Origin of the sequence: Bacillus kwashiorkori (assembly GCF_001375515.1) — a bacterium.
Taxonomy (GTDB): domain Bacteria; phylum Bacillota; class Bacilli; order Bacillales; family Caldibacillaceae; genus Bacillus_BK; species Bacillus_BK kwashiorkori.
The window spans coordinates 52,530-74,741 of the sequence record NZ_CTDX01000001.1; the positions used below are offsets into that span (position 1 = coordinate 52,530).

Below are 22,212 nucleotides of genomic sequence, written 5' to 3' on the forward strand. Positions count from 1 at the left end.
TCGAAGGCTCTTTTCACTTTGTGGAAAGGGTCTTTTTTATGCCTGAAAAGAGCCTGTGACCACATTTTGACCACGAGAATTTTTCTGACCACTTCTGACCACACTCATAGTTCAATGTACTTCTCAAATTTTTGTGCGGTTTGCTCTTTTACGTGGTCGGTTACGTGGGTATAGATATTCATGGTCATTTGAATATCAGAATGCCCTAACCGTTCCTGAACTTCTTTGATACTTGCTCCTGCCTCGAATAATAATGATGCGTGGGTATGACGTAAGCCGTGAATCGAAATCTTATGAAGTTTATGCTTTTCAATTACGATATTAAGTTTGTCATTAGGGTAAGCCAAACGTAGTGGTAATCCATCATCCCTTGTAAAAACTAGGTTGTTATCTTCAAATAAGTTAGGATTAGCCAAATTCGCCTCTTTTAGCCTTGTACGCCATTTTTTAAGTAGAGATAGGGTTTTGGTGTCTAAGCTAATTGAACGCTTTGACGTTGCCGTTTTGGGCTGCTGAAAGTAATGCTTTCCGTTATTAAAGAAGAGGGTCTTTCCGAAATGGATTGTACCTGCCTTAAAATCAATATCATCCCAAGTAAGGGCTAAAACTTCGCCTTTACGAGCACCAGTATAAATTAAAAGATGAAATAATAAATGATCACGTTGGGTTAACTCATTCTTTGCGATGGAGAGGAACCTTTTTATTTCGTCTTTTCTCCAGTAGTTTCTTTCTTCTCCGCCATCTATGCTTGCAATTAACTCTTCTTCTCTTTTAGGGATGGTTACGTATTCCATTGGATTCTTTAAAATAATATCCATCTTCATAGCATATTTAAAAACTTGGTTGGCTTGTATTTTATAATCATTTACAGATGTGATTGATTCAGCTAATTCATTAATGACTTTTTGGCAATACATCTTTGTAATTTCCTTTATTTTCAGCTTTCCAAATCTGGGCAGTATATGCTTGTTAAACTTGGATTCAATTGTTTTTTTAGTGCTAGGCTTTATTGTTTTGGAATGATTTTCAAACCACTGTTTATAAACTTCTTCATAGGTTAGGTTGTTATTATTTATAAGCAACCCGTTTTCAATTTCCTGTTCAAATTTAGCTGCAGCAGCTTGTGCCTCTTTCTTTGTTTTAAAACCTCTGCGAGTGGCAGTTTGCCTTTTCCCTGTTTCGGGGTTTATCCCTGTATCCATTTTAAACATCCATAATTGACCTTGTTTTGTTTGATACTTTTGAAATGATGCCATAGTCTCTACCTCTCCTTAGTAATTATTTTTCTGTGTATATTTCAAGAAGGCTGTTATAACTCTTGTCAATTTTTTCCTTCTCCTTTAAAAATCTCTTTGCATATTCAAACTTGTTGTCAGCAACTTTCAGTATTCCAAGACCTAGACCGTTTTTAATATTAAATGTCGATTCTATGATTTGATTTAATAGCTCGGCTTCCTTATGATTTTTTGACCGTGGAATGTCATATGTTAGTGCGGTCAACCTTTGGAACATATTTAATAGTAATTTTTTAGTCTCTGGATCTGCATAATTAAGGACTTCTGAAATATTGTTAAAATCATTCATCAATAGAAATTCATCATAATTCCTTACATCTTTATAGCCAGTTATATAATCAACAGATACACTAAAGTATTTAGCAACTTTAAAGATGAATTCAAGCTCAGGCTCTCTATCCCCCCGCTCGTAATTACCCAAAGTGGTAAAAGCAACACCAAGTTCATCTGCTAGTTCTCTTAACGTCATGTTTCTCTCTTTTCTTAACTGCCTAATTCGTTCTCCGACCATTTATTATTCCTCCTTTATGAGTAGTTACAAGTAAATATTACACAATTCGAATACAAAAATCAACTTGAATTACTCAAAATGTATTGCTAATATAAATTTGTACCCAAAATGAGTAACGAGGGGGTGTTGAAAGTTGGATTGCACAGTCGAAATTACTCAAAGGAAAAATTTAAAAATTGATGGAACTAAAATAAGGTTGGCTCGGGTCGAGAAGGATTGGACGATCTCAAAATTAGCTAATGAGTCGGGGGTTACTAGAAAAACCATAGGGGAAATTGAAAGGGGAAACAAAAAGAGAGTTCGTCTTTCTACTATCCAACAGCTAGCAATATCCCTAGAGAAAGATATTGATTATTTTTGTACTCATATTGAAGTCAAAGGGGAGGAGCTAAATGAATTTTAAACTAGAATTGCCTGAAGGAACGATATTAGTAGACAGGGAGGAACTAAGGGAAGTTTTACAAGATATAGTGAAAGAAGCGTGGGTTGAAAACAGTAACGAAGAAATCATGACAATACGGGAAGCAGCAGAGTATTTAAAAGTAAGTGTTCCTACCGTTCGTAAAATGATAGCTGAAAAGGAAATTCCCTTTTTCCAGAGGGGACAAGTTATTCGGCTGAATCGAAGTGATCTTCAAAGATGGATGAGACGCAGTTCAGGGTAATAAAAGAGAATTGAAACGGGTGAGGTGAGATGGCTAATGTACAGTTGGAAAATGGTTATACAAAGATAGCTAATGAAATCTTGGAGGAAATTGCAAAAATCAAGTTAAGTCCAACTCAGTATCGTATTCTATTCATCATTTGGCGTTATACCTATGGATTCAATAGAAAATGGCATGATATGTCCCTTTCCTTCTTGAGTAAAGCTACTGGCTGTGACTCAAGACAAATCCAACGTGAATTAAAAAGACTTGAAGAAAGGAGGGTTATATTCCAAAAAATTAAATCGGGTAGCTACAGAAAAATTTCCTTTAATAAAAATCATGATGAATGGGTTGGCAAAACAGCCATTGGTGAAATAGACAATGGTGAAACGGACAATAGAGCTAATGGTGAAACAACCAATAGAACTATTGGTGAAATAGACAACCAAGAAATACATAAAGAAAAATCTAAGGAAAAGGATGATATGCATGATTATTCAGCCTCATATATCGAGTATGAAAAAATATTTGGCAAACCGTCAAAGGGGTTAGTACAAGCATTTAACTATTGGATTAATAATAGCAACTTTCAAGATCCTGAAGAAATCATTTGTGAAACTATTAATAGGACAAAAATGCATAAACCAAATAACCCAGAAGCATACGTTAAATCGATATTAAAGAAACTTCACGATAATAAGCTTTATACATTGGCGGCTGTTAAGGATTATAACGCTCAATTTGACGCTAGGTTTAGAAATAAGAATAGTGGCGGAGTTCCATCCCTTGGAGAAATGTTCAATATTAAAAATACAAACGAATCTTTATCGGAAGAAGAATTACTTGAGATAAAAGAACTGGAAAAAGAACTTCCCTTTTAGGAGGTATGATTTGTGGAAAATGTAACGCCTTTTATGCTCGAAATGACGAAAAGAGGCATGAAACATTTTGTCAATGAGCTTAAGGAGCGGGATGATTTCGAGGTTAATTTTTTTGAAGGAAAATGTGCGAATTGTAATGGTGTTGCGATTGTGCCTAAGTATCGCATTAATGGGCATAAAGATTGGATATCCGTATTCAGTGGACAAAATGTTAATTGTAAAGTTTGCATTGACCAGAAAGAGCTAGCAAAGGTATTTGATGCAAACAAAAAAAGTACTAATGAATATTTAATAGAACGATTTGAAAAAGAGTATTGGGAGATTCCGAATGATTTAAAGGAAGCTGGCTTCAAAAACTTTAGAGTGGAAGGGAACAGTGCTCTCTTAGAAGCGAAACGAGTTGCAATTGATTATGTAAAGGACTTTATGGAAGGTAACAGATACAACTTGTTGATAATGGGTAATCCTGGGTCAGGGAAAACGCATTTGGTGACTGCTATTGCTCGCACGCTAAAGAAGGAAGGTTTTTTAATTGGATTTTTGACTACAGGTAAGCTCTTATCAAAAATACAGTCTACTTTCAATAAAGGTTCAATGAAAACAAAAGAAGATATTTATAGGGATATTAGTCGTTGTAACCTATTGATATTAGATGATTTGGGTTCTGAAGCTAAAAGTAAAGACGAGTTTGATTGGAGCAAAAAGGAACTGTTTGAGATCGTCAACCTTAGGATTGGAAAGCCAACGATCTACACCAGTAACTTTAACGAAAAACACTTACCAACAGCCATTGGTTTGCGTACTACTAGTCGTCTTTATAAGGATACCAAATTTATTGAAGTAGTTGCAGATGATTATAGAAAAAAATTGAAAAAGTAAGTTCAATCTTCCAGGAATAAGGGGGTCATACATTGTCTAAAATTTGTTTCAGTCAAAAAGAGATGGAAGATATTGTGTTCCTGCTTGAATGGTCAAGAGAATATGTGATTAATAGGGATTTGAAACAACAATTGCAACAGACAATTTATGAATTGCAAGTTTTAGTTAGAAATAGCGGCTAATTCCATCAAATTTGTTGAATTATTGGCTTGCTGAACTCTACTAAATATATTTCTATCAAAAAAGCATCTTTTAGTTATTCCAGTCATATGAAAGGTTTGTAAAAAATAAATCCAGTTATTCCAGTCATAAAAAAAGAAAGCGATTCTTTAAAGGGGGTGTGAATTCAGTGAAAAAAGAAAATGAGGAAAATATCTTCTTGGATAAGGCAGTAAATGGAGAGCGTTCTAATATTTTTGATGAAGATATGGAAAGGGAAAAAGAAGAACGTGAACGCAGAGAAAAAGCCAAGCGAAAACGACCAGAGAATATTTTTGATAAATAAGGAGTGGTTGGAAAATGTTTAGCACGACACTAGATACTTATAGCAAACGAAAAGGAAAAAAACGAAAACCACAGCAATTGCAGCCGCCTGTGGTATATGAGGAAAGTATGGAGTTTGTAACAGACAAACAAGCCGAGCTTTATTTTATCCAACATAAGCAAATGCACGAATTTCTTTCCAAAAAAGGATTAATTGATGAGTTTAATCAGTACCAGAAAGAAAAGCAACGCTCAATTAATAGTGATTATTCTGAGTGGTACAAAAAATGGAATTAGGTTAAAATTAGATAAAAGGCAGAAACACGCATTGGAATATGATAACCTACCAATGTTTCCAAGTCCAGCGGTTTACTTTGGTTGGATTTCATGCTCCTTTTTTGGCAAATGGTTCCTCTTGCAATGCTCGGCAGGGGAACCTTTTTATTTGCCTTTTTTATAGGGGCATTATTAAAGGGCGGTTCCTTTTTCATTATAAGCAAAGTTATAAAAAAGTGGAATGTCTGGATAAAACGGGAGTATTCTTTAGATGATCAATAGCAAATTGGGGTGTGATTCTTTTCACACCCTTTTTTGCTGCATCTTTCGAATGTAATATAATATAGAAATTCTTACATTCAAATCCCCGTAGTTATTGTATTTATCCATTTTTCATTGTATTATCATGATTCGTTAAAAAAACGTACATTCAAATCCCTATTTTTACGGGGTTTTACTGGTATAACAAATAAAAGGGGCAAAAGTATGAATCAGATTAAAGATGTTCAACCGATAAGGGATAAGCAGCAGATAGAGGATATGAAATGGGCACTGAAAACATTCTGTTCGGAGCGGGATTATATTATGTTCCTCATTGGTATAAATACAGGGTTGCGAGTAAGTGATTTGCTTCAGCTAAAAGTGGCAGATGTAAAAAGAAAAAAACGGGTTGTTGTTAAAGAAGGAAAAACGAAAAAGCCCAGAACCATTTATCTTTCAAATATCTATGATGAAATCCAAGCGTATGTAAAAATAGTGGGCTCTCAGTGGCTTTTTCCTAGCCGAAAGGGGAATAAGCCCATCACCACCACTCAAGCGTACCGTCAGCTGCAGAAAGCGGCTTATATGGCGGAAGTGGAGAGTGTCGGTACCCATACAATGAGAAAAACCTTTGGATATTGGTTTTATAAGCAGACGAAAGATGTGGCAGCTTTACAGGAAATTTTAAATCATAGTCATCCAATGATAACGAAGCGGTATATAGGGATAAGAGAGGAAGAAATCGAAAATGAACTCAACCATTTTGTGCTATAAGGTTGGTTAACCTTATTATTACATTTAAGGGTATGCCAACTATAAAAAAAAAAATTAAGTAGCTCCTCGTTATGCTTCCATTCCTTTTGGAGGTATAGCGGAGGAGCCTTTTTTTGTTCCTTTTATATAAGTAATAGGATTACGTGGCAGTCCATAGTTTTAGTAAAAGAAAATAGTATAAGAAGTTACGTATTTTCTTATCTCTAAAGTAAAATCTTTGAAAATGCGTAATATGATATAATTGGGAAATCATGTAATGTTTGTATTGCATGGTATTTTAGGGAGGTGTAGATTGTAATGCATGAATCAATTGAAAGTTGGGTTTTATCGGATTTAGAAAAGATAATTGATAAAGGATGGATTGTAAATTCGAGGGCTGGTAATCATGGATCGGTGGGGAATCTTCTTGAAGATTTATTAGGTGTTCCTGAAAATAATTTACCAATTCCAGATTTAGATAAATGGGAATTGAAAAGTAAACGTGTACACTCAAATTCATTAGTTACCCTATTTCATTTGGAGCCTTTTCCGAGGAAGTATAAATTTGTTCCGAATATTTTATTACCTTTATATGGTTGGAAGCATGACCAGGCTGGTATTCTTTATCCGGAAACTGAAATGAGTTTTAGACAAACGATTAATGCCGTTGGGAGAAGTGACAGAGGTTTTAAGGTTGAAGTAGACCGTAGTAATGAAAAAGTACAAATCTCATTTGACAGTAGTTTTGTTGACTCTCGCCATCAAGTTTGGTTGGATTCTGTTATTAGTAGAGTAGGGGCATCTGAGCTTTCACCAAAGCCATACTGGGATTTTGATGTACTGACGGATAAAGTGATGACAAAATTAAATAATTGTCTATTTTTGAATGCACAATCCAAGGTGGAAAATGGGATCGAATATACAAAATATTTATCATTTGAGTTTTTTATTGGATTTAATATCGAAAATTTTCTAAGGGGCTTAGAAGAAGGGTTTGTATATGTGGATTTTGATGCTAGAACAGGTCACAATCACGGTACAAAATTTAGAATAAGGAAGAGTAGAATTTTTGACCTTTATGCAGAACATATTACTCTTACATAATAGCATAAAATCCCCCCCTTTTTAATATAAGAGGGGGAATTTACTTTTATAAAAGTGTCAATGAATCCTGAAATCTATTTACTGCAAAGTTGAAAAATTCCTCATTAATTTCGGCTCCTATAAAGCGTCTATTTAATCTTCTTGATACAATCCAGCTTGTCCCTGTTCCCATAAACGGATCAAAAACTATACCATTTTCCGGTGAACCACATTTTACTATTCTTTCTACTAATTCTTCTGGGAAAGTTGCAGTATGACTACCGTGTAATGGTTGTGTATTTATATCCCAAACATCACCAGGATTTTTAGGTTTACCATTTGCACCTATAACTTTTACAGAATCTAAATCAAAGTAATATTTTTTTGCAGAAACAAAATGGAAAACATGTTCATAAGTATTATTGAACCTATCCTTAACACTAGCTGGGATTCTATTGGGTTTCCTCCAAATAATATCATCCCTTAAAATCCAGCCTCGACTCTGCATTTCAATTGCAAACCGAGAGGGAATTAAAAGTAATTGTTTATTTTGATAGAGTTTACCATCCTGCTTAATTTTTGGTTGTAATGGCTTAGTGGTAAAATATTTTTCTTTTCTATCTTTTTGAACTTGTGTAACCTCTCCCTTTTCATCAAGGTACTTCTTCCAAGCTCCTGCCCCTGATCCAAAAAAAGTGTCTCCTAGGTTTATAAATAAATTTGCTGTATCTTTTAAATAGGGTTTAAATAAATCAAAATAGTCGGCCAATGCTTTAACAAAAAGCTCTGGAGTAGCTTCGCTACCCAGTTCATTTTCATCATTATAAACACGCTTAGCCCAATAGGGAGGGGAAGTTACAAGTAAGTCGATTGATTTTTCGGGTACTTCTTTAATCATATCTCTACAATCTGTATTTTTTACTATATCATTTTGCATAATTTCTTGTAATGTTTCTTGGTCTAACATTTCGGTCATTTTTATATCCTTTCTTTTTTTATTTTTCTGGTCTCCAAAAATCTAGTAAATATTCAAAGGTTGTTCCCATCGTTATATAATTTGATGGCCAACCAAATATGCCAATTCCATTTACAATATTAGTCCTATCCCAGATAATAGTATTTCTAAGCTCGTATCCAGCAGCTCTCATTGCATTTATGACGGATACATGGATTGTTATCCTTTGATTATCATACCACATGTCTGGAACGTTGATAACGCAGTGACCTTTTGGTTTTAGAAGTGGAAGTAAATCACTAAAAATGCTTTTAATTTCCACTTCAAAATCGTTTATATCTAAGGTTCCTAAATCTCTTGGATCCTGGCTATATTGTTCTATTTTTAGATACTGTTCATTTTTTCTATTTCGTCTACTTTTATTTGTTCTTTTTCTATTTAATAAATTGGCATATGGCGGGGAAGTTAATATTAGTGAAATTGATTCTTCCTTTATATATTTATTTATGTTGCGTGCATCATCATGAAAGGCAATTTGATTTGAATTATTTAAAAGGTTCCCATTAGCAACTCGTTGATTACTAAAGTCTACATATTCTTTCTTTAAGTCAAATCCTATAGAGTTCCGATTCAAATCTTGAGCAGATAACATCGTTGTTCCAGACCCTACAAAGGGATCTACCACTAATTCTCCTTCGTGTGTAAATAATTGGATGCATTTGCTAGCAAGAGATAGTGGGAAGGTTGCTGGGTGAATGTTTTTATCTCTAATATCCCTTTTTTCATAATAAAATTGCCAAACTCCTAATTGATGTTTTATCCATTCTTTTGCCGTTAAACAATTTAAATGGTTATTTTTGCAATCACAGGTTTTTTCATAACCAACTTCTAAATCAAGATTCTCTTTAATAATTGCATTATTCATTTTCATGCCCCTTCCATATTTATTAACAATCCACAATTTTTTTTATAATCTTCTGAGTTTCACCACCTGTATAGTGATAAGTCATTGCAGTGGTAAAATAATGTAAATTTAAGTGTTTAGGCATACGTGCTTTGGATTTTGATGTATATCCTAGCGGGGAAAGAGAAGCGTTTACCATTCTTCCGATAGTCTGTCTAACTGTATTATTTGTAAGGTCTAAGTCATTATTAGATGTACATATACAATATTCCTCAATTCTTTTTGCACATGTAGAAAGAGCAGGTAATCCCGCATTGGAAGCTTCGACAAAAGCAATTCTAACCTTATCATCCCAAATTATTGATTCATAAATAAATCTTCCGGTTTTACTATTAGCAACAACGCTGTTGGTTGGAAATGTTTTAATGAAGGATTCAAAAGTCATTTTCATAAATAAGCCCCCCTAAAAAAAAACGAAACATATGTTCTCTTGTATAAGGTATCATATGTAACCTTATTGTTCAAGTGTTAAATATAACATTCGTAACCATATTTATACCACCAAAGGTAATAAAAAAAAATTTAATCTTATTTTTATATAGAAAGAAGGGGGCCGACAGCTTGGATTTTCATGGTTCACTTTACTAAAGTATTTTCCTGATTACATTCCTAAATGAATATACAAGAAAAATAGATACCTAGCTTTAATTTGAAATAAGTATCATATTTTTTACCAATATTTTCATAATCCTGATAGAATATGAGTAAATATGATAATTTCGGATACAAATGATAATCTCATTTTTACCTAAATAGGAGTTGAATCTTTTGGCAAAAAAATTAGATAATTCCCAGCTTATTTCTAGTGAATTAATTAAAAAGAGTTTTGAAGAAAGTTTATTGGAAGAAGAAAAAGAAAAAATTATTAAAAATGGTCAATACAATAGAAGGTTACATGAGTACTTTGAGTACTTTTCTGCGGATTTAATTTTGAAGGCTTATGATTTAAGTGATGAAGAAATTGAAAAAGGAGTGGTTGGCAGTGGAAACGATGGTGGGTGTGATAGTCTTTATTTATTTGTGAACGATGAATTAATATTAGATGATACACCTCTAGAGAATGTTAAAAAAAATCCTATACTAGATTTCTATATAATCCAGTCAAAATTTGAAACCTCATTTCGTGAAAGTGCATTTGATAAATGGAAAAGTGTTGTTGATAATCTTTTTTCATTAGATACATTTAAAAATACTGATTTTTCAATGAGATACAATAATGAATTGTTAGAGTCATTTGAACGTTTTCATAATACGTTTTTAGGACTGATAACAAAATCTCCTATTGTTAATTTTAAATTTATATATGTTTCTCTTGGAAATGAAATACATGTGAATGTTAAACAACAAGCTGAAGAAGTGAAATCTAAATTAAAGAATTTATATCCTAGTCCAAATACAAGTGTTATAGTAGATTTTATTGATGCACAAAAAATCTTAGCTTTATATGATGCACCAGCAAAAACTGATTTTGTTTTACATATATCAGAGTCACCGATAATTGTTACTGAAGAAAAGGAATATATTGTACTAGCAGACTTAAAGCAATACTTTGATTTCATTACAAATGAAAATAACAAGTTAATAAAGCATATTTTTGAGGCGAACGTTAGAGATTATCAGGGTAAAACAACTGTTAATAAAGAAATAGCGGAAACTCTAGAAGAAATGAATACTGAAGAAGATTTTTGGTGGCTTAACAACGGTATAACCATGTTAGCTAATAAAATTGATCAAAAGTCTACTAAGGTATTTGAAATTAAGAATCCAGAAATTGTTAATGGATTACAAACATCAACTGAGATTTACAACTATTTTACATCAAAAGCAGGAGAATTGGAAGAAATTACTGAAAATAGAAGGATACTAATTAGAATAATCGTACCAAATAGTGATGCATCTCGGGATAATATAATACTGGCTACTAACAGCCAAACGGCTATTCCAAAGGCAATTTTAAGAGGAACTGATAGTATCCATAGAGAGATTGAAAATTATTTAAAAACAAAGGATTTATTTTATGATCGTAGGAAAAACTTCTATAAAAATGAGGGTAAACCAAAAGAAAAAATAATAAGTATAGCTTTCCTTGCACAATGCTTGATATCTATTCTTTTACGGAAACCAAACTATGCTAGGGCACGACCTTCAACTCTATTAAATGACGAAGAAACATATAAATATTTATATATTACCAATCAAAATTTAGATAGTTATTATAAGGCTGCGCTTATTGGAAAACGAGTTAAACAAGTTATAAATAGCTTGGGTCTCTATACCGTAAGTGAACAATCGGATATTTCATTTTATGTAATGTTAGTATGCTCTGCTAAAATTATTGGGTCTAAAGAAATTACTCCTGAACAATTGGGGAATATCAAGATTGACGAATTTTCAGATACTAATATAAAGGTTAGTGCGGACTATGTATATGAAAAATACAAAAAACTTGGTGGCAATAATAAGGTCGCTAAGGGAACTAAATTAATTGATGAAATATTAAAAGAGGATTATATAATCGAGCCTTTTAATCAGAAAATCCTATCCGTTAATTAAATCTTTAGTTACATTCTATTGAATAGTAATTGACCACATTTTGACCACCAAAGGTATATCACGGGTTTTACTCTATTTCTTATAAAAAGAAGAAAAGCCCGACAAATTGGGCTTTTGATAAATTGTTTTATTTCAAGTTTCTTCCTATTATATGCAAACATGAAAGAACGTAAAAAATACGGTCTTAAAGGCGCTCGTCGTGCACCGCAGTTCTCAAAACGTTAATCTTTATAAATAATCTATATTTCAACAACTTCAGGCTATCTTACATATGGTGAGGTAGCCTGTTTTTATTATGATGATAAAAATAGTTTGGTAAAGATAACGATTTAATGGTCATAATTTCTTTAAAAATAGGCTTTATGTTCCAATCTATATACCTCTTTTGTAAATCATCTGATATAATTAATAAAATATTGTTTCTCAACGTTATGGAAATTGCAACAACACTTAACATTAAAGGATGGTGATTTGAATGCAAAAAGTATCTAGAGAAGCTGTTAATGATGTAATCAATAAAATTTTTTATAACAATACAGAGGGTTCGGATATTTCAGTAGATGTTTTGATTCACTCATTGATTGAAGAATTTAAATCCCATAACGAATTGTCACAAAAACAAAAAAATCGACTTGGAGAACTTATCTTTTACAATCCTAGTGTAATTAGGCAACTAGAGGAATCTGAAAAGGAATCCGAAACAGAATATATTTCTAGTTATGATGAATACAAAAAGTTTAAAATTGAGGATGCCAATGAATCAAGATAATCTATTTACGGTTCAATGGAGTAAAACTGCACTACGTAAGTTATTTAGTTTCAACCAAATAGATCATGATTCAGTATTCCGTTTATCACAAACATTATTAAGAAAAGAGCCATTTGCTCAGGCTGATAAGATTGCTGATTATGAAAATTATCAATTCAATGGCTACTGTCTTAAAATGATTCGCAATGTGGTTATTGTTTACACTGTTAATGATAATACCAAAAAGGTATTAGTCCGTGCGTGTCATCATGGAGGCACTGGCGAAGTTGCACAAATCTTATATGGCATTAAACCACCTTTTACCAATTATTAGTACTAGGTAATTAAACTAATTATCAATAATTAATAAAACGATTTTTTAAGGCGCTCGTCGTGTACCTCAGTAGTCCTCAAAACGTAAGCAGAAACACGCATTGGTATATAATAACTTACCAATGTTTCAGTTTCAGCGGTTTCCTTTGGTTTGGTATCATACTCCTTTTTTTGGCAGTTGGTTCCACTTGCAATGTTCGGCAGGGGGAACTTTTTATTTTGCCCTTTTATAGGGACGTTTTTAAAAAGCTGTTCTTACCTAGTATAAGCAAATCATTTAATAAAAAGGCACAGATGGATCGAAACGGGATGCCTGTCCATGAAATGGAGCATTTTAATGAATTTATCCTATTGAATGGGTATAACATTTTCTATTTAAATTCAATATATACAATTTCAGGTTCTCTTTTTTGCTTTTTAAGAATGACATTAGCTTCATAATCATTTATCCATTCTACAGATATATCATTTGGCAATTTTGTTTTTGTAATATGTTTATCATCATAATAAATTCTAATGGTAGGGTCGGGAAAATCATCTGTCTTAACAACTTCAATTGTGTTTATGTTGTTAGGAGAATGACTGACCATTAACTGTGTTTCATCAGGATATGAAAAATATAACCAAGCTGGTATTAAAATAGCGAAAATTCCTAAAATAACTATCCCTAAAAAACAGCCAATTTTAGTTAATAATTTTGTTTTTTCTTGGTCTAATACGTCATTGTCATTCCAATCCATATATTATCCTCTCTTTTCATTATCCAAATCTCTCACAATTATATTATCAATAAGCAATGATCTTTTAAATAAGTTTCTTTTTTAATATGCAATTGTAATAAAAAGCTAAATATTAATTCTAAGAATTAATGAAGTGGTTTTATTAAAATACTATTAAGGGACATAATGATATTCTAGTCCCTGTGGGGAATTTCTAATTCATGGATGACTAACAGGAAAGAATATATGGAATAAAAGTTTGTTTTTTTGATAATGGCTATTTTTACAAGAGGTGAATAAAATGGCTGTAATTTTTGTTGCTATATGGGTTGGTTTAACTATGCCAATTGCATTATCAATTGTATTTTCAATACTTAAGCCAATTGTTATGGCTGATAATACTGGAATAGGCATGATTGTTCTTGGGCTATTAATTGCTTTTTTAAATGGATATATAGGGATAAAAATATTTGATAAGAAAATTGAACCTTGGCTGGATAAACATAAGAAGTTAAGAAGGTGAATTCATTGTTAGCTTTACGACTTTTAATTTATTCTTTTATTTGCGGTATATTGTTATATTTAACAATAGTTGTATTACCTGAAGTAATTAACCTACCTGAAGCAATTTCGGAAATGATTTTTTTCGCAGTAATAGTAATATTTTTTATTGCATCCGAAGAAAAATGGTGGGTTAAATTATGTACATTATTTTTAGGGGTAGCAGTATTTATGGCAATTTTAATTTTACTATCTACTTTAACAAATGGGGATTTTCCTAAAAAATTCGGCTACTAAAAACTCAATAAATATTGGCTTTAATTAAAATAAAATCAACAATTGATCATCATCCACCTTTATCTGAAGGTTCTTACATTCAAATCCCCGTTGTTATTGTATTTATTCGTTTTTCATTGTATTATCCAGATGCGTTAAAAAAAGTACATTCAAACCCCTAATTTTACGGGGGTTTACTGGTATAACAAATAAAAGGGGCAATAGTGAGAATCAGGTTAAAGATGTTCAACCGATAAGGGATAAACAGCAAATAGAGGATATGAAGTGGGCATTGAAAACATTCTGTTCGGAGCGGGATTATATAATGTTCCTCATTGGTATAAATACAGGATTGCGAGTAAGTGATTTGCTAAAGCTAAAAGTGGCAGACGTAAAAAGGAAAAAACGGGTTGTGGTGAAAGAGGGAAAAACAAAAAAACCAAGAACTATTTATCTTTCAAATATTTATGATGAAATTCAAGCCTATGTAGAAACCGTGGGCTCAGAATGGCTTTTTCCCAGTCGAAAGGGGCATAAGCCCATAACCACCACTCAAGCGTACCGTCAGCTACAGAAAGCGGCTTATATGGCGGAAGTGGAGAGTGTCGGAACCCATACAATGAGAAAAACCTTTGGTTATTGGTTTTATAAGCAGACGAAAGATGTGGCAGCCCTACAGGAAATTTTAAATCATACTCATCCAATGATAACGAAGCGGTATATAGGGATAAGAGAGGAGGAAATTGAGGAGGAACTTAACAACTTTGTTTTATAAAGGAAGTTTGAATAAGAAATAATATATCAGTCAAAAAAAGTTGAGGATTTACTAAAATCTAATTTTGGAAAGAATATAAACTCTAATATACATTTTTTCCTTAGTAAAATACAAATTTAAGGTTGTTATGCCGCTGAAATTAGGATTTTGGCAATTTGTATTTTGCAATTAAATTAGTTATTCTTTATAAAACAACCAGAGGGGGGATAATGAATGTAATAAAATGTGGCTTCTAACTTTCAATGAATCCGTAAAAAATTCGATATTGAGATGACTGCATTATCGATTGGAAAAATATGTAATAAAAAACGTTAGGAAAGGTAAACTCACCTAACGTTCTGGTCTTTGATTCCTGAAAAAATGTCTAATTAATCTCACTAATAAAATATTGGTTAGGATAGTGTTTGCTTAGTAATTCAAGCAGGTCAGAACCATTTAATAATTCAACACCTGTTAGTTTTCCTTCCTGTAGTCCAGCTTGTGTATAATCGGAAGTAGTTACACAAATTCCGTAATCAAATCCATCAGTTATCTTTACGCTATTAAGACGTTGGATTGGCTCACTTCCAACATTTCCAATCCACCTTTTTACTTGGAAAATATATTTCTCATGTTTGTTTGTTCGAATATTTAACTTTGTTGCTACAATGTCGACACCACGGTCACCAGCTCCACCCATTCTTGCAACATTGATATAACCTTCTTTAATCAACAATTGTTTAATTAGCTCTTCCAATCCATAAGGGTCAATTGTTCTCAAATCAATTAGGTTTTCTCCATTCTGATTTGTGTAAGATTGTTTTCTAATGTAACCACGCTCTGTTTCTTCACAAAAATTCAGAATGAGATTGTTTATATCAGCTTCTTTAGAATTTGAGTCAATAATTTTCTCTAGTAAACCAGGATCTCCATTGCAAAGTTTATCACTAATTTCGAAATAGATATCTTCCAATACAAAAAAGTCGTTTTGTTTTACTAGAAGGTTCTCAATAATGACCGGAATAATGTCATATAGCTTTACAAAAAGGGTTTCTGAGTCTTCTAAATCAACATAAAGCTTATTCTCATCAAGATAAATGTGTTGTTTAAAATCAATCTTAAAATTATCCTTAATAATGTGCATGATTTTCACCTGTTGAGGCGAGTTAGGTGAAGTACGGTTTTTTATTATTTCACTTTCAATATCAATTATTAGTTTACTTAAGCTGTATGGTGAGGAACTTTCCTGAATTTTTTTGTAAACAAACTTTTTGATTTCAAATTCAATATTCTTATCACCAATAAACCAATATTTCTTCTCCTCAGGTAATTTGGTAAAAATTAAATACATTTCTTTTGAAAGGGTGCTTTTAAAAGCAGCTTGTTTGCGTAGTGTCGGGTCAGTTATTGTTTTATCAATACGGGTTATATATTCAAAACCATTTTTTCTTGCCTTTAAAATATATTGTGAAAGCAAATCAAAATACTTTTTCTGCCCCAGATTTACAGCTAGTACTACAAAGCCGCCAGTTTTAATACTGTTAGAAAAGGTAAGAAACATCTTATTAATATCTTTCACGTGGTTTTCATAATTTTTGTTTCTTTTTCTTGTTGGTGCGTTTGAAACAACGATTTCTTTTTCAAGTAATTCATCTTTTAGAGCATATTTTTCAATATCAACGAATTGATATAACCAGTCACGGTATAATTGGTTTCGTTCTAAATAAGGTACTTGATCATGATAAGGGGGGTCTGTTAAAATCAAATCTACTTTTTTAACCCCTTTGAAAGTTGATGACATAAATTCGTTGTAATCGGAATTTACAAATGTAAACTTGTTCTTAAACCATTCATTTTTACTTTCAACGTACTTTTTATAAAATTGTTTGAATTTATTATATCTTTCCTCAAACAGGTACCAGACATTCATTTCTTGTGCTTGTTCCCTCATAACTTGATAAATATATTCAGAGCCAGAACCATATTGTGCAATCCGAGAAAGGGTTAAGCTAGCAACTAAGAAATGTTGTAGTAAATGTTTCTCGTGGCAATCTGCCAAAGACGAAATAGCTTCTTGTAATTTTAATAATGCAACTTTATTTCGGGTTGTAAAATTAGTATCATATTTGTCTGCACCTGTACCTTTTGTAATGTTAATCCTACTATTTTCTATTAAATCGTGGCTAGGAAACTTTGAAACATCACATTTTTCAAGTGCTTTTATTTTCTCCTCGTCAAATGCATCAAACTTCTTTGTGGTACTACCACAAACTGGGCACTTATGGAGCAATATAATATTTTTACCATTTTTTATATCTCTATGTGGCTTAGGGTTGTAATAATTATTAGTTTCAGGGTCAAAGTGAAGCTTTTTAATATAGTTTTTTGAGTTACAACAACGGGTTTCGTAAAGGGAACGTATTTGTTCAAAACATTGTTCCTTAACTTGATTAAAGAGCGTAAATAGAAGGTCTAAATCAGCTGGCTGAAAGTAAGTATTTACAACGTCGAAAGTATAATTATCTAGCTCGCTTCCATAGAAAGTTTTATTACTTTCACTAGCCGCAATTATATAAGAACCAGAACCTATAAAAGGATCAAGAACAATACCTTCAGGGGTGGTGAGTGAATCCATAATTATTTTTCCAATTTCAGGCGATTTTCGTCCCTTAAAGTTAAATTGGTTTTTTAAAAGAGTGGGGACACTACTTTTCACATCACGAAGGTTTCTTCTTAACATTAATGCCTTTTCAATTATTTTAGGGTCGGCTTTAGAAGCCATAGATTGGTATGAAATGTAATTATCCATATTATTCCTCCTTGTTTTTAAATAGGTCACCAACAGAAATGTCGAAATAATGAGCAGCAGTAACAATGAAAGTCCATGATAGGTTCCTTTGATGGTTCCGCTTTCTTTGAAGAACATAAAAGTAATTACTTGAGTAGTTACCCTCAAAGAAACTTTCAAATTTATTGGGATTCTGTATGTCATATTCAATCAAGAGTTTCAAGATGTTTTGTTTAGCAACATTTGATGGTATGAAAACCTTAGGATGATAAGGTAAGATACTATCCTTGGTAATACTAGTTGATACAAAATCTGAAAAATGAACTTTTAAACAACTAGTAAGTCTGGTTATTTCCTGATGGTGTAGAACAGGAAGTTTTTCTTTGTAGTACCAGCTGGAGATTGTACGCAGTGGAATACCAGTTTTTTTGCTAATACTATCAAAGAAATCTCTATTTTTAGTCCAACCATAATGTTTAATAAGAAAGTCAGTATTAGTGTAAATTTGTTCTTTAACATCACTTTTTTTCATTTCAACTATTTTTTTGAATTGGTAATCCAACTTAAACACTCCAAAAATATCAAGGTTGTTATCAGTTTATTTCAAAATGCAACGATTATTTGTAACTGTGAGTGGAATTTTGTGGTATGATAATATTGATGAAATTTATTTATTGTTGTCAGATTTTGAGATATAATGATAGTTTGAAGACTAGAGGTGGAAAAATGAAAAATGAATTTCCAATACTTAATTATCCAGGAAGCAAACGTAACTTGCTGAATTTTATTGATGAATATACTACTAGCCATATACCTAAAGGAAAGGCATTCTTTGATATTTTCGCAGGCAGTGGAGCGGTATCGTATTTTTACAAAGATAAATTTAAGGTATATGCTAATGATTCAGAGCAGTATTCATCTGTAATATTAAATGCACTTTTAAAATTTCAACCAAAAGGTAAATTAAGTGTCCTATTAGAGGAAATAAATCATTTTAGTGAACTTAATAAGCAGGAACTTTTAAGTGTATTTAACAAATGGGTTGATAAAGAGCAAGAATTGATAAGCTCATATAAATATGAAGATATCGAACAGTTTTATTTATCTTTTCCTAATGTATGGAAGGGTAATATTGTTATAAATAACATGGAAATAACAATTGAAACATTGAGGAAATTCCCTTTATATAGCCTCTTTACTAGCTATTATTCAGGGAATTATTTTGGTGTGCTTCAATCAGTTGAAATCGATAGCATTAGGTATGCAATAGAAAAAGGTAATTTTAGTGTTGAAACAAAAAATATGCTTTTATCAGCATTGTTTTATGCAATGAAGGAAGCCGTTTTTAGTAAAGACGGACATATGGCACAGCCGTTGGGAATAAATAACAACTTGGATAGACTATTTAAAAGAAGAAGTGTATCAATTTCTGAAAAGTTTGTTTTAAAGGTAGAAGACTTTTATTCTGACAGCTTTTTAACAGAGGATAAAGGTAATAAAGTTTTTAATTATACTTTTGATGAGTTGTTATTTAACAATAAAGATATATTTGACGAAGTAGGATTCATTTACGCTGACCCACCATATACAGATATGCAGTATTCTCGTTATTTTCATTTGCTTAACACTTTAGTAGATTATCAATATCCAGAAATGACAGTGTATAGGGGAAGTTTATCCAGAGGACTATATACAGAAAACAGATATCAGTCACCATTAAGTCAAAAATCAAAAGCAATTCATTATCATAAACAACTTTTTGACTTCTGTAAGGAAAAACAAATCGGACTTGCTTTTAGTTTTGCCTACCCGTTCGATCCAGCTAATCAACAAACTAGCCGCTACGTACTAAACATATTCGATCTGATTGAATACGGAAACAATGTATTCAATGGCAATTTCCAATACTACACTCAAGACTATAATCATTCTAATAATCGTAATAGCAATTCAAAAAAAGTTCTTGAATATCTATTGCTATATACACCATAGGAAAGAGGGGGAGAAAATATGGATATATATTCGATTAAACAGAAAATTTCTGAAATTAAACCAACAAATCGTAACCCTCTTTATCAATCTCATTTGTATTGGTCACAAAAACCTTTTAATATTAGTGACTTGTTGATAGAAGAATTAACTGAAGAAGGAGACATTGTTTTTGATCCTTTCATGGGTTCGGGTGTAACAATATTCGAGTCAGTTTTACTTAATCGTAAATCAATAGGTGTGGAGATAAATGAGTTACCCATTTTTATTGTTAATACACTGTTACGAAAAGTTGGAGATAAAGAAACTTTAAATAATCTTCTTACAGAATTTGAAGATTTTGTAGATGGACTCAACAAATATTATAAAACGTGGTCAGCAGAAAAGGATGATTATGGTATTGTGAAAAAGGTGATATTCGACAGAGAATCACCATTTACTGAACCTGTAATTAAGGAAATTCACTATCAACATTTAGATAATAGGACAAATTATATAAAGGAACCCGATATTTTCGATATTGAACAATTTTCTAAAAATAACGGATATAAATATATTAATGATTATGTAATGGTACCTAATAGTAGGTTGGCTGTTTATAATGAACAAAGTGTAAGTTCACTATTTACACCAAGAGCATTATGTATCATCAACGACATTTTAGAGTATGAGGCTAACTTAGTTGATCAAAACCTTAAGGATATAATTAGATATATTTTGATGAGCGCTCTCCATCTAATTAAAATAACGGATCTGAAGTCTAACTCACAATGGCCGCTTTGGACACCAAAGGAAAATTGTCTAGAAAAAAATGCTGTTGATGTCATAAAAAGAAGAATTCGATTGTTTATCGGTTCGTACGATTTTGTGGATAAAAACTTCAAAAGTACAATTAATCAGGCATCAGATTTTAACGAACTATCAAATAATGGGGATTACTATATAATAAATAAAGGTACCCAACATCTAACTAATGATGATATACCAGATAACAGTATAGACTTGGTCATCACTGATCCCCCATATTTGGGACAAGTTTTATATTCTGAGTATATGCAGCTATATTATCCTTTTTTAAACCTGAAATTTAACTTTGAAGATGAAATTGTTATATCCAACGCACAGGGGAGAAGTAAGGACGAAGATTCATACTTTGATTTGCTAGACCAGAGCTTTGAGAAGATAACTAGAAAACTAAAAAAAAGAAAAATAATGTGTATATATTTTCATGACAGTAATTTAAGTGTTTGGAATAACCTAATAAATATCACGAGGAAGCATGGTTTACACTTTTTAGGACAAGTCCATATATATAAAAAATTAACGCTTAAGAATATCTTAAGCCCAAAAAAGTCACTTCAAGGTGATTCCATTTTATTTTTTATTAATGAAAAAAGAGAATATGAAGTAGCAGAGGTCGAAACTATTGATGAAATAGTTGAGAATATAGTTGCCCATGTTAAATTTGAAATTAAAAGTAAAGGTTCATTAACAACAACCCAGTTGATGGATGAAGGGTTGATGGAATATATAATACAAAATAATTGGTTAAGCAAACTCAGTGCAAAATATAAAAGTATTATAGATGTTTTTGAACCCTTTGTGAAATGGGACAAAGAAAATGGCAAATGGGTTTTGTGATTAAGAGGTGCCGCCTTAAGGCTTTTCTTGTTTTTAATCAATTAATAATATCTAAAGTGTGAATGATAAAATAATGACCACATTTTGACCACCAAAGGTATATTACGGTATTTACCCTAGTTTTTATTAGGATGGAAAAAGCCCGACGAATCGGGCTTTTGATGAATCGTTTTATTTCTGGTTTCTTCCTATTATATGCAAACATGAAAGAACGTAAAAAATACGGTCTTAAAGGCGCTCGTCGTGCACCGCAGTTCTCAAAACGTTAATCTTTATAAATAATCTATATTTCAACAACTTCAGGCTATCTTACATATGGTGAGGTAGCCTGTTTTTATTATGATGATAAAAATAGTTTGGTAAAGATAACGATTTAATGGTCATAATTTCTTTAAAAATAGGCTTTATGTTCCAATTGTAACCGATAAAATAAAGTTAACAGTTTCTGATCAATAATATTGAACACATTTAAACCAAAATAACCGTCAAATCGACTATGATAGTTTTTATTAATACTAGGTTGATTTGGAGGATAGAAAGGTGGAAAAGTGGTTATTGTATTCAGAAATTCATCGACTAAAACAAAAGGGATTTTCAATAAGCAACATATCCAAGAAAGTGGGGTTAAGCAGAAATACGATCTATAAGTATTTGGAAATGAATCCAATGGAGGTCGCAGATTGGATGGCAGCAACAAAAGTTAGGAATAAAAAGTTAGATCCTTATCAAGATATTATTCTAAATTGGTTGAGGGAATATCCAGATATGTCCTCGGCCCAGGTGGAGGATTGGCTAAAGGAACGATTTGGAAAAGAAAAAATACAAGTAGGTGAAGCGACTGTTCGTCGATTTGTTAGAGATCTTAGAGAAAAATATCATATACCTAAAGTGACGACTCCTCGTGTATATGAAGCTATTCCAG

At 32.1% G+C, this 22,212-nt stretch carries 26 protein-coding genes and 2 pseudogenes; 20 read left to right on the forward strand and 8 right to left on the reverse strand.

Annotated features, from left to right (window positions below; all coding sequences use genetic code 11):
- Positions 1-104 precede the first annotated feature (104 nt).
- Both BN1242_RS00345 and BN1242_RS12950 read right to left on the reverse strand, forming a co-directional pair.
- Positions 105-1,256, reverse strand: a complete 1,152-nt coding sequence (locus BN1242_RS00345; protein ID WP_062349876.1) for a tyrosine-type recombinase/integrase — start codon at positions 1,254-1,256, stop codon at positions 105-107.
- Positions 1,257-1,278: 22 nt separating this feature from the next.
- On the reverse strand, positions 1,279-1,806 hold the full coding sequence (locus BN1242_RS12950) for a helix-turn-helix domain-containing protein (RefSeq protein WP_071435376.1): 528 nt from the start codon (positions 1,804-1,806) through the stop codon (positions 1,279-1,281).
- Between the two features lie 133 nt (positions 1,807-1,939).
- Here BN1242_RS12950 and BN1242_RS00355 point away from each other — a divergent pair, with 133 nt between their 5' ends.
- From BN1242_RS00355 to BN1242_RS00385, 9 genes are all read left to right on the forward strand, one after another.
- Positions 1,940-2,209 (forward strand): helix-turn-helix domain-containing protein, encoded by a 270-nt coding sequence (locus BN1242_RS00355; RefSeq protein ID WP_062349878.1) that lies wholly within the window; start codon positions 1,940-1,942, stop codon positions 2,207-2,209.
- Complete coding sequence (locus tag BN1242_RS00360) at positions 2,199-2,471, forward strand: helix-turn-helix domain-containing protein (RefSeq protein WP_062349880.1); 273 nt, start codon at positions 2,199-2,201, stop codon at positions 2,469-2,471. Before BN1242_RS00355 ends, BN1242_RS00360 begins: the two co-directional genes overlap by 11 nt.
- A gap of 29 nt (positions 2,472-2,500) precedes the next feature.
- Positions 2,501-3,334, forward strand: a complete 834-nt coding sequence (locus tag BN1242_RS00365; RefSeq protein ID WP_062349883.1) for a replication protein — start codon at positions 2,501-2,503, stop codon at positions 3,332-3,334.
- A gap of 12 nt (positions 3,335-3,346) precedes the next feature.
- A complete protein-coding gene (locus tag BN1242_RS00370) occupies positions 3,347-4,213 on the forward strand; it encodes an ATP-binding protein (protein WP_062349885.1) in 867 nt (288 codons plus the stop codon).
- A gap of 32 nt (positions 4,214-4,245) precedes the next feature.
- Positions 4,246-4,395, forward strand: coding sequence for a hypothetical protein (locus tag BN1242_RS13545; protein ID WP_158661020.1), 150 nt, complete (start codon positions 4,246-4,248; stop codon positions 4,393-4,395).
- A gap of 167 nt (positions 4,396-4,562) precedes the next feature.
- Positions 4,563-4,718, forward strand: a complete 156-nt coding sequence (locus BN1242_RS13550; RefSeq protein WP_158661021.1) for a hypothetical protein — start codon at positions 4,563-4,565, stop codon at positions 4,716-4,718.
- Between the two features lie 14 nt (positions 4,719-4,732).
- Positions 4,733-4,993 (forward strand): hypothetical protein, encoded by a 261-nt coding sequence (locus BN1242_RS00375; RefSeq protein ID WP_062349887.1) that lies wholly within the window; start codon positions 4,733-4,735, stop codon positions 4,991-4,993.
- A gap of 465 nt (positions 4,994-5,458) precedes the next feature.
- Entirely contained in the window at positions 5,459-6,007 is a 549-nt protein-coding gene (locus BN1242_RS00380; protein ID WP_062349889.1) for a tyrosine-type recombinase/integrase, read from the forward strand.
- 297 nt (positions 6,008-6,304) lie between these two features.
- On the forward strand, positions 6,305-7,090 hold the full coding sequence (locus BN1242_RS00385; RefSeq protein ID WP_062349890.1) for an MvaI/BcnI family restriction endonuclease: 786 nt from the start codon (positions 6,305-6,307) through the stop codon (positions 7,088-7,090).
- Between the two features lie 46 nt (positions 7,091-7,136).
- On the opposite strand, the gene BN1242_RS00390 is transcribed toward BN1242_RS00385, so the two are convergent.
- From BN1242_RS00390 to BN1242_RS00400, 3 genes are read right to left on the reverse strand one after another with little or no spacing between them, the layout of a single operon-like run.
- Positions 7,137-8,045 (reverse strand): DNA-methyltransferase, encoded by a 909-nt coding sequence (locus tag BN1242_RS00390; protein ID WP_203226014.1) that lies wholly within the window; start codon positions 8,043-8,045, stop codon positions 7,137-7,139.
- A gap of 19 nt (positions 8,046-8,064) precedes the next feature.
- Entirely contained in the window at positions 8,065-8,949 is an 885-nt protein-coding gene (locus BN1242_RS00395) for a DNA methyltransferase (protein WP_062349917.1), read from the reverse strand.
- Positions 8,950-8,971: 22 nt separating this feature from the next.
- Positions 8,972-9,379, reverse strand: coding sequence for a hypothetical protein (locus BN1242_RS00400; RefSeq protein WP_062349892.1), 408 nt, complete (start codon positions 9,377-9,379; stop codon positions 8,972-8,974).
- 377 nt (positions 9,380-9,756) lie between these two features.
- Between BN1242_RS00400 and BN1242_RS00405 the strand changes: the two genes are divergently transcribed.
- The 4 genes and pseudogenes from BN1242_RS00405 to BN1242_RS00415 all read left to right on the forward strand — a co-directional run bounded on the left by BN1242_RS00405 (position 9,757) and on the right by BN1242_RS00415 (position 12,623).
- Positions 9,757-11,541 carry an AIPR family protein gene (locus tag BN1242_RS00405; protein ID WP_062349894.1) on the forward strand — a complete coding sequence of 595 codons (1,785 nt, stop codon included), beginning with the start codon at positions 9,757-9,759 and terminating at the stop codon, positions 11,539-11,541.
- A gap of 153 nt (positions 11,542-11,694) precedes the next feature.
- Positions 11,695-11,766: pseudogene (gene rpsI, locus BN1242_RS13495) on the forward strand (30S ribosomal protein S9); the annotation flags it as partial.
- 250 nt (positions 11,767-12,016) lie between these two features.
- Entirely contained in the window at positions 12,017-12,310 is a 294-nt protein-coding gene (locus BN1242_RS00410; RefSeq protein WP_062349895.1) for a hypothetical protein, read from the forward strand.
- Positions 12,297-12,623: a hypothetical protein gene (locus BN1242_RS00415; protein ID WP_062349897.1), complete on the forward strand. Its 327-nt coding sequence runs from the start codon at positions 12,297-12,299 to the stop codon at positions 12,621-12,623. Before BN1242_RS00410 ends, BN1242_RS00415 begins: the two co-directional genes overlap by 14 nt.
- A gap of 370 nt (positions 12,624-12,993) precedes the next feature.
- On the opposite strand, the gene BN1242_RS00420 is transcribed toward BN1242_RS00415, so the two are convergent.
- Complete coding sequence (locus BN1242_RS00420) at positions 12,994-13,362, reverse strand: hypothetical protein (RefSeq protein WP_062349899.1); 369 nt, start codon at positions 13,360-13,362, stop codon at positions 12,994-12,996.
- A 280-nt stretch (positions 13,363-13,642) separates the two neighbouring features.
- Here BN1242_RS00420 and BN1242_RS00425 point away from each other — a divergent pair, with 280 nt between their 5' ends.
- The 3 genes from BN1242_RS00425 (at position 13,643) to BN1242_RS00435 (ending at position 14,893) form a co-directional block, all read left to right on the forward strand.
- A complete protein-coding gene (locus tag BN1242_RS00425; protein WP_062349901.1) occupies positions 13,643-13,864 on the forward strand; it encodes a hypothetical protein in 222 nt (73 codons plus the stop codon).
- Between the two features lie 5 nt (positions 13,865-13,869).
- Positions 13,870-14,139 (forward strand): hypothetical protein, encoded by a 270-nt coding sequence (locus tag BN1242_RS00430; RefSeq protein ID WP_062349903.1) that lies wholly within the window; start codon positions 13,870-13,872, stop codon positions 14,137-14,139.
- Between the two features lie 181 nt (positions 14,140-14,320).
- Positions 14,321-14,893: a tyrosine-type recombinase/integrase gene (locus BN1242_RS00435; RefSeq protein ID WP_275259432.1), complete on the forward strand. Its 573-nt coding sequence runs from the start codon at positions 14,321-14,323 to the stop codon at positions 14,891-14,893.
- Between the two features lie 364 nt (positions 14,894-15,257).
- On the opposite strand, the gene BN1242_RS00440 is transcribed toward BN1242_RS00435, so the two are convergent.
- Together BN1242_RS00440 and BN1242_RS13555 are read right to left on the reverse strand one after the other, a co-directional pair.
- Entirely contained in the window at positions 15,258-17,681 is a 2,424-nt protein-coding gene (locus tag BN1242_RS00440) for a restriction endonuclease (RefSeq protein ID WP_062349906.1), read from the reverse strand.
- 1 nt (position 17,682) lies between these two features.
- Positions 17,683-18,222 (reverse strand): hypothetical protein, encoded by a 540-nt coding sequence (locus tag BN1242_RS13555; RefSeq protein WP_062349909.1) that lies wholly within the window; start codon positions 18,220-18,222, stop codon positions 17,683-17,685.
- Between the two features lie 164 nt (positions 18,223-18,386).
- On the opposite strand from BN1242_RS13555, the gene BN1242_RS13295 reads away from it, so the two are divergent.
- From BN1242_RS13295 to BN1242_RS00460, 4 genes and pseudogenes are all read left to right on the forward strand, one after another.
- On the forward strand, positions 18,387-19,652 hold the full coding sequence (locus tag BN1242_RS13295; RefSeq protein WP_062349910.1) for a DNA adenine methylase: 1,266 nt from the start codon (positions 18,387-18,389) through the stop codon (positions 19,650-19,652).
- Positions 19,653-19,670: 18 nt separating this feature from the next.
- On the forward strand, positions 19,671-21,290 hold the full coding sequence (locus tag BN1242_RS13300; protein ID WP_062349912.1) for a DNA methyltransferase: 1,620 nt from the start codon (positions 19,671-19,673) through the stop codon (positions 21,288-21,290).
- Between the two features lie 197 nt (positions 21,291-21,487).
- Positions 21,488-21,559, forward strand: a pseudogene (rpsI, locus tag BN1242_RS13500) (30S ribosomal protein S9); the annotation flags it as partial.
- A gap of 271 nt (positions 21,560-21,830) precedes the next feature.
- A partial coding sequence (locus BN1242_RS00460) for a helix-turn-helix domain-containing protein (protein ID WP_158661022.1) occupies positions 21,831-22,212 on the forward strand: 382 nt, incomplete at its 3' end.

Bases quoted from the DNA above. Each gene is read 5' to 3' on its own strand.
- BN1242_RS00360 (WP_062349880.1), top strand. From the start codon at position 2,199: ATGAATTTTAAACTAGAATTGCCTGAAGGAACGATATTAGTAGACAGG.
- BN1242_RS00425 (WP_062349901.1), top strand. From the start codon at position 13,643: ATGGCTGTAATTTTTGTTGCTATATGGGTTGGTTTAACTATGCCAATT.
- BN1242_RS13300 (WP_062349912.1), top strand. From the start codon at position 19,671: ATGGATATATATTCGATTAAACAGAAAATTTCTGAAATTAAACCAACA.
- BN1242_RS00375 (WP_062349887.1), top strand. From the start codon at position 4,733: ATGTTTAGCACGACACTAGATACTTATAGCAAACGAAAAGGAAAAAAA.
- BN1242_RS00440 (WP_062349906.1), bottom strand. From the start codon at position 17,681: ATGGATAATTACATTTCATACCAATCTATGGCTTCTAAAGCCGACCCT.
- BN1242_RS00400 (WP_062349892.1), bottom strand. From the start codon at position 9,379: ATGAAAATGACTTTTGAATCCTTCATTAAAACATTTCCAACCAACAGC.
- BN1242_RS00385 (WP_062349890.1), top strand. From the start codon at position 6,305: ATGCATGAATCAATTGAAAGTTGGGTTTTATCGGATTTAGAAAAGATA.
- BN1242_RS00420 (WP_062349899.1), bottom strand. From the start codon at position 13,362: ATGGATTGGAATGACAATGACGTATTAGACCAAGAAAAAACAAAATTA.
- BN1242_RS00390 (WP_203226014.1), bottom strand. From the start codon at position 8,045: ATGACCGAAATGTTAGACCAAGAAACATTACAAGAAATTATGCAAAAT.
- BN1242_RS00395 (WP_062349917.1), bottom strand. From the start codon at position 8,949: ATGAATAATGCAATTATTAAAGAGAATCTTGATTTAGAAGTTGGTTAT.
- BN1242_RS00410 (WP_062349895.1), top strand. From the start codon at position 12,017: ATGCAAAAAGTATCTAGAGAAGCTGTTAATGATGTAATCAATAAAATT.
- BN1242_RS13295 (WP_062349910.1), top strand. From the start codon at position 18,387: ATGAAAAATGAATTTCCAATACTTAATTATCCAGGAAGCAAACGTAAC.
- BN1242_RS12950 (WP_071435376.1), bottom strand. From the start codon at position 1,806: ATGGTCGGAGAACGAATTAGGCAGTTAAGAAAAGAGAGAAACATGACG.
- BN1242_RS00365 (WP_062349883.1), top strand. From the start codon at position 2,501: ATGGCTAATGTACAGTTGGAAAATGGTTATACAAAGATAGCTAATGAA.
- BN1242_RS00415 (WP_062349897.1), top strand. From the start codon at position 12,297: ATGAATCAAGATAATCTATTTACGGTTCAATGGAGTAAAACTGCACTA.
- BN1242_RS00345 (WP_062349876.1), bottom strand. From the start codon at position 1,256: ATGGCATCATTTCAAAAGTATCAAACAAAACAAGGTCAATTATGGATG.
- BN1242_RS00380 (WP_062349889.1), top strand. From the start codon at position 5,459: ATGAATCAGATTAAAGATGTTCAACCGATAAGGGATAAGCAGCAGATA.